Annotated in this window: 5 protein-coding genes; all 5 read left to right on the top strand. The window is 34.3% G+C overall.

Translation table 11 applies throughout. The features are described from left to right. On the top strand, positions 1–235 hold a 235-nt coding region (locus J7K39_12515; protein ID MCD6180718.1), incomplete at its 5' end, for a hypothetical protein. A gap of 23 nt (positions 236–258) precedes the next feature. Further along, on the top strand, positions 259–1,161 hold the full coding sequence (gene miaA / locus J7K39_12510; protein MCD6180717.1) for a tRNA (adenosine(37)-N6)-dimethylallyltransferase MiaA: 903 nt from the start codon (positions 259–261) through the stop codon (positions 1,159–1,161). Positions 1,162–1,228: 67 nt separating this feature from the next. Continuing rightward, positions 1,229–2,773, top strand: coding sequence for an aromatic amino acid lyase (locus J7K39_12505; protein MCD6180716.1), 1,545 nt, complete (start codon positions 1,229–1,231; stop codon positions 2,771–2,773). Between the two features lies 1 nt (position 2,774). After that, complete coding sequence (fabG, locus tag J7K39_12500; protein ID MCD6180715.1) at positions 2,775–3,512, top strand: 3-oxoacyl-ACP reductase FabG; 738 nt, start codon at positions 2,775–2,777, stop codon at positions 3,510–3,512. Between the two features lie 23 nt (positions 3,513–3,535). Next, complete coding sequence (locus J7K39_12495) at positions 3,536–4,759, top strand: beta-ketoacyl-[acyl-carrier-protein] synthase family protein (GenBank protein MCD6180714.1); 1,224 nt, start codon at positions 3,536–3,538, stop codon at positions 4,757–4,759. The last annotated feature ends 140 nt before the right edge of the window (positions 4,760–4,899 follow it).

Here is a 4,899-nt window from a genome sequence, read left to right as displayed (position 1 = left end):
TGGCTTACGGATTCTTCAATTTTTAAAGCAAGAAGCCAATTCGAGCAAAGATTTACAAGTTGATAATTTAAAGGATAATTTATTGTATTTCAGCAGTATTGATAATGAATACTCATCACAATTAGCGGATTTATCTTCATCAGCCAATTTAAACGAACTTTCATCTTTGGAAAATCTTCGTGATACTCTCGCAAATTTTGAATATTCACTTCGTAAACTGAAAGCAAAGTATTAATTTCGCGCCTTTAAAGTAACGCTATGATAACAATTTTAGGGCCTACAGCTACCGGAAAAACAAGTCTTGCAGCCAATCTTGCAAGCCTTATAAATGGAGAGATAATCAGTGCAGATTCTCGCCAAGTTTACAGAGGAATGGATATTGGAACGGGTAAAGATTTGGATGATTATAACATTGATGGAAGAAAAATTCCGTATCATTTAGTTGATATAGTTGAGCCCGGTTACGAATATAATGTATTTGAATTTCAGAAAGATTTCTTAAAAGCATATGCAACAATCGATGAAAGAGGAAGTATTCCCATTTTGTGTGGAGGAACGGGTTTATATATCGAAAGTGTCTTAAAAGGATATAAATTAATTGATGTTCCGAAAAATGATTTGCTTCGCGAAGAATTAGAGTTAAAAGATGAAGCTGAACTTATAGAGATACTTGAAACCTATAAAAATTTACATAATACAACTGATACTTCTGAAAGAGAACGCTTAATTCGTGCTATTGAGATTCAGAAATATTATGATGAGCATCCCGATATTGACACTCATTTTCCAAAAATAGACACCAAAATATTTGGTATTAGTTACGATAGAAGAGTGGTGCGAATGCGTATTACAGAACGTTTGGAAGAAAGACTTCAGAATGGAATGATTGAAGAAGTTGAAGGATTACTGAGTTCGGGAGTAAAACCAGATCAGCTAACTTTTTATGGTTTAGAATACAAATGGGTGACCGATTATTTAGAGGGAAAGTTAGCTTATAACGAAATGTTTAGACGTTTAAATACAGCTATACACCAGTTTAGTAAAAGGCAAATGACTTGGTTTAGAAGAATGGAAAAACAAGGCTTTGAAATCAATTGGATAGATGGTAATCTGAATTTACCCGAGAAAATTGCATTTATCCTTCAAAACCTTCCAAATTAAGCAAGTATCAACTTTCATTCTTATTATTTTATTCTAAATTTGTATATTAAATATACTAATACATACCATGGATATACTAATTGGGCAAAGAGACTTAACCGTACAAGATTTTGAGCAAATTGTTCTTCAAGAAAATGCAGTAAAAATATCAGTCGAAGCTTTAAAAAGAGTAGAAGACAGCTTCTTTTTCCTTAAGTCATTCTCAAAAAATAAAATAATATATGGTATTACCACCGGTTTTGGGCCTATGGCTCAATATAGAATTGATGATGCCGAAATAAAACAATTACAATATAATCTAATTCGCAGCCATTCTTCCGGATCGGGAAAGTTTATTAATACCGTTTATGTAAGGGCCTCAATGCTGGCACGATTAAACACACTTTGTTTAGGCTTTTCCGGTATTCATTCAAGCGTTGTTAAACAGCTCGAAACCTTTATCAATTTAAAGATATACCCTCGTATTCCTGAACATGGCGGAGTAGGAGCCAGCGGCGATTTGGTGCAATTGTCTCATCTTGCCTTAGGTTTAATTGGCGAAGGAGATGCCGAATACCAAGGACAAGTCAGGCCTATGGCCGATATTTTTAAAGAACTTAAATTAAAACCTATTGAAGTTCATATTCGTGAAGGTTTGGGTTTAATTAACGGAACCTCAGTAATGACAGGCATTGGCATTATAAATGCCATTAATGCACGTAAACTTTATCGTTGGTCGGTGTTTGCATCCTCCATGATTAATCAGTTGGTAGAATCTTACAACGATCATTTTTCTGAGCCTTTAAATCAAGTAAAAAAGCATCCCGGTCAAAATAAAGTAGCCTCTCATATGCGAAGCATGCTTAAAGGGTCTAAGCTATTAAAACGTCGCGAAGAGAAATTATTTAATGGTAATGGTAATCATTCTGCTGTTTTTCTAGAAAAAGTACAAGAATACTACTCCTTACGCTGTGTACCTCAAGTATTAGGTCCAATTCTTGAAACTATCGACAATACTTGCAAAGTACTTATCAACGAAGTAAATTCAGTTAATGATAATCCAATTATCGACTCTAAAAGAAAAAATGTTTTTCATGGAGGAAATTTTCATGGCGATTATGTTTCCTTTGAAATGGATAAACTCAAAATTGGAACAACTAAGCTTTCAATGCTTATCGAGCGACAGCTTAACTTCCTAATGAATAATAAGTTAAACAATATACTTCCACCTTTTGTTAATCTTGGTAAGTTAGGTTTAAACTTAGGAATGCAAGGTGTTCAATTCACTGCAACTTCAACAGTTGCCGAGAATCAAACACTATCAAATCCAATGTACGTCCACAGTATTCCAAATAATAATGATAATCAGGATATTGTAAGTATGGGAACAAATGCTGCTCTAATGTGTGAAAGAGTAATCATGAATTCCTTTGAAGTGCTTTCTATTCATATGATAAGCATTTTGCAATCTATTGATTATCTTAATTTTACAGATAGACTATCAGAATATACAAAATTACGTTATCTTGAAATGCGTAAGATTGTTCCAAAATTTGTTGAAGACAGTATTAAGTATCCGGAAATGAAATTGATGAAAGATTACTTATTTAAGAATCCTCTGAAAGAAATATAATATGAGTGAAAAAAAGTATGCACTTATTACCGGTGGCTCTCGTGGAATTGGAAGAGCAATTTGTCTATCTTTGGCAGAGCAGGGTTTTGATATAATTATTAATTTTAAATCGAATAAAACAGAGGCTGAAATAACTAAATCTCTTGTCGAAGAAAAAGGAGTAAGCGCAATACTTTTGCCTTTTGATGTTGCCAATCAACAAGAAGTTGAAGCAGCGGTGGCGCAATGGAAAAGCAATAATAAGGACGCCTATATTCAAGTACTGATAAATAATAGTGGTATTCGGAAAGATGCTCTTTTAGTTTGGATGGAAAATGAGGATTGGAATCAGGTTATAAATACCAATCTCAATTCTTTTTATTATTTAAGTCGTTTAGTAATCAAGGATATGGTTATTAAAAAATCAGGTCGTATTATTAATATTGTTTCGCTATCCGGTATCAAAGGCTTACCCGGACAAACTAATTATTCTGCCAGCAAAGGTGGTGTAATTGCAGCTACTAAAGCATTAGCTCAAGAAGTAGCACGTAAAAAAGTTACAGTAAATGCTGTTGCTCCCGGATTTATTGAAAGCGATATGACAGCTGATTTGGACGAAAAAGAGCATAAAAAATTAATTCCTATGGGAAGATTTGGAAAGCCTCAGGAAGTAGCTGATCTCGTTGCTTTTCTATCATCTGATAAAGCAAAATATATTACCGGACAGATTATTTCCATTAATGGGGGATTATATACCTAACCTACGATAAATAAGAAAAATAAATGAAGAGAAGAGTTGTTATAACAGGCGTTGGCATTTACGGAGTTTTGGGTAAAAACATTGAAGAAGTCAAGCAATCATTATATATTGGCAAGTCGGGAATTGTTTTTGATCAAGATCGTAAAGACTTTGGCTATCAATCGGGCTTGACAGGATTTTTAGAAGACCCTATTCTTAAAGGAAAATTAGAACGGAGAATGCGTATTGGTCTTGCCGAACACGGTGCTTATGCTTTTATGAGTACGGAAGAAGCCGTTAAAATGGCGGGTTTAGATGCAGATTACTTTAAAGCTAATGAAGTAGGAATTATTTTTGGTAATGATTCTTCTTCAAAAGCTGTTGTTGAGAGTACCGATATTATTCGCGAAAAGAAAGACTCAACTCGTATAGGTTCGGGCTATATTTTTCAATCTATGAATTCTACGGTAAGTATGAATCTTTCTGTAATTTATAAATTAAGAGGTATAAACTTTACAATCAGTGGTGCTTGTGCAAGTGGCTCTCATTCTGTTGGAATGGCTTATTTTCTTATTAAAAACGGCATGCAGGATAGTATCATTTGTGGTGGAGCTCAAGAAGTAAACAAATATGCTATGAGTAGCTTTGATAGTTTAGGAGCTTTTTCTAAAAGAGAAGATGAACCTACCAAGGCGTCTCGACCATTTGATAGAGATCGTGATGGATTAATACCCAGCGGAGGAGCTGCTACTCTTGTTTTAGAAGATATGGATGCTGCACTTAAAAGAGGAGCAAATATTATAGGAGAAGTTGTGGGTTATGGTGTTTCTTCTGACGGTTCACATATATCACAGCCTAATGTTGACGGTCCTTCCAGAGCTATTAAAATGGCATTAAAAGATAGCGGATATTTACCTGAAAATATTGATTATGTAAGTGCTCACGCAACTTCAACACCTATTGGAGACACTAATGAAGCACAAGCAATTTATGATATTTTCGGAAAAAAAGTCCCTGTAAGTTCTACAAAATCAATGACAGGCCACGAAATGTGGATGGGCGGAGCCAGCGAAGCTATTTATTCTTTATTAATGATGCAAAATAATTTTATTGCTCCAAATATTAATTTTGAAAACCCGGATGAGTTTTCTGCTAAAATTAATATTATAGCTCAAACAAGAGAAGCTAAAATTAATACCATATTATCTGATTCTTTTGGATTTGGAGGAACAAATTCCGCACTGATTATCAAACGGTTTAAGAAATAATTATTTCTTCTTCGCTGGTAAAACAATATAAGAGCATACAACAGAGCACACAGGATCATCTTTACTGTCTTGATAAAGAATAATTTCTGACTCAGCCATTTTTCCTTCCCTAAGTGTTACCTTAGCCTCTGCGTAAACAG

This window comes from Bacteroidales bacterium (genome assembly GCA_021157585.1).
In the GTDB taxonomy this organism is placed as follows: Bacteria; Bacteroidota; Bacteroidia; order Bacteroidales; family UBA12170; genus UBA12170.
This window is presented reverse-complemented; position numbering and strand designations above follow the sequence as displayed.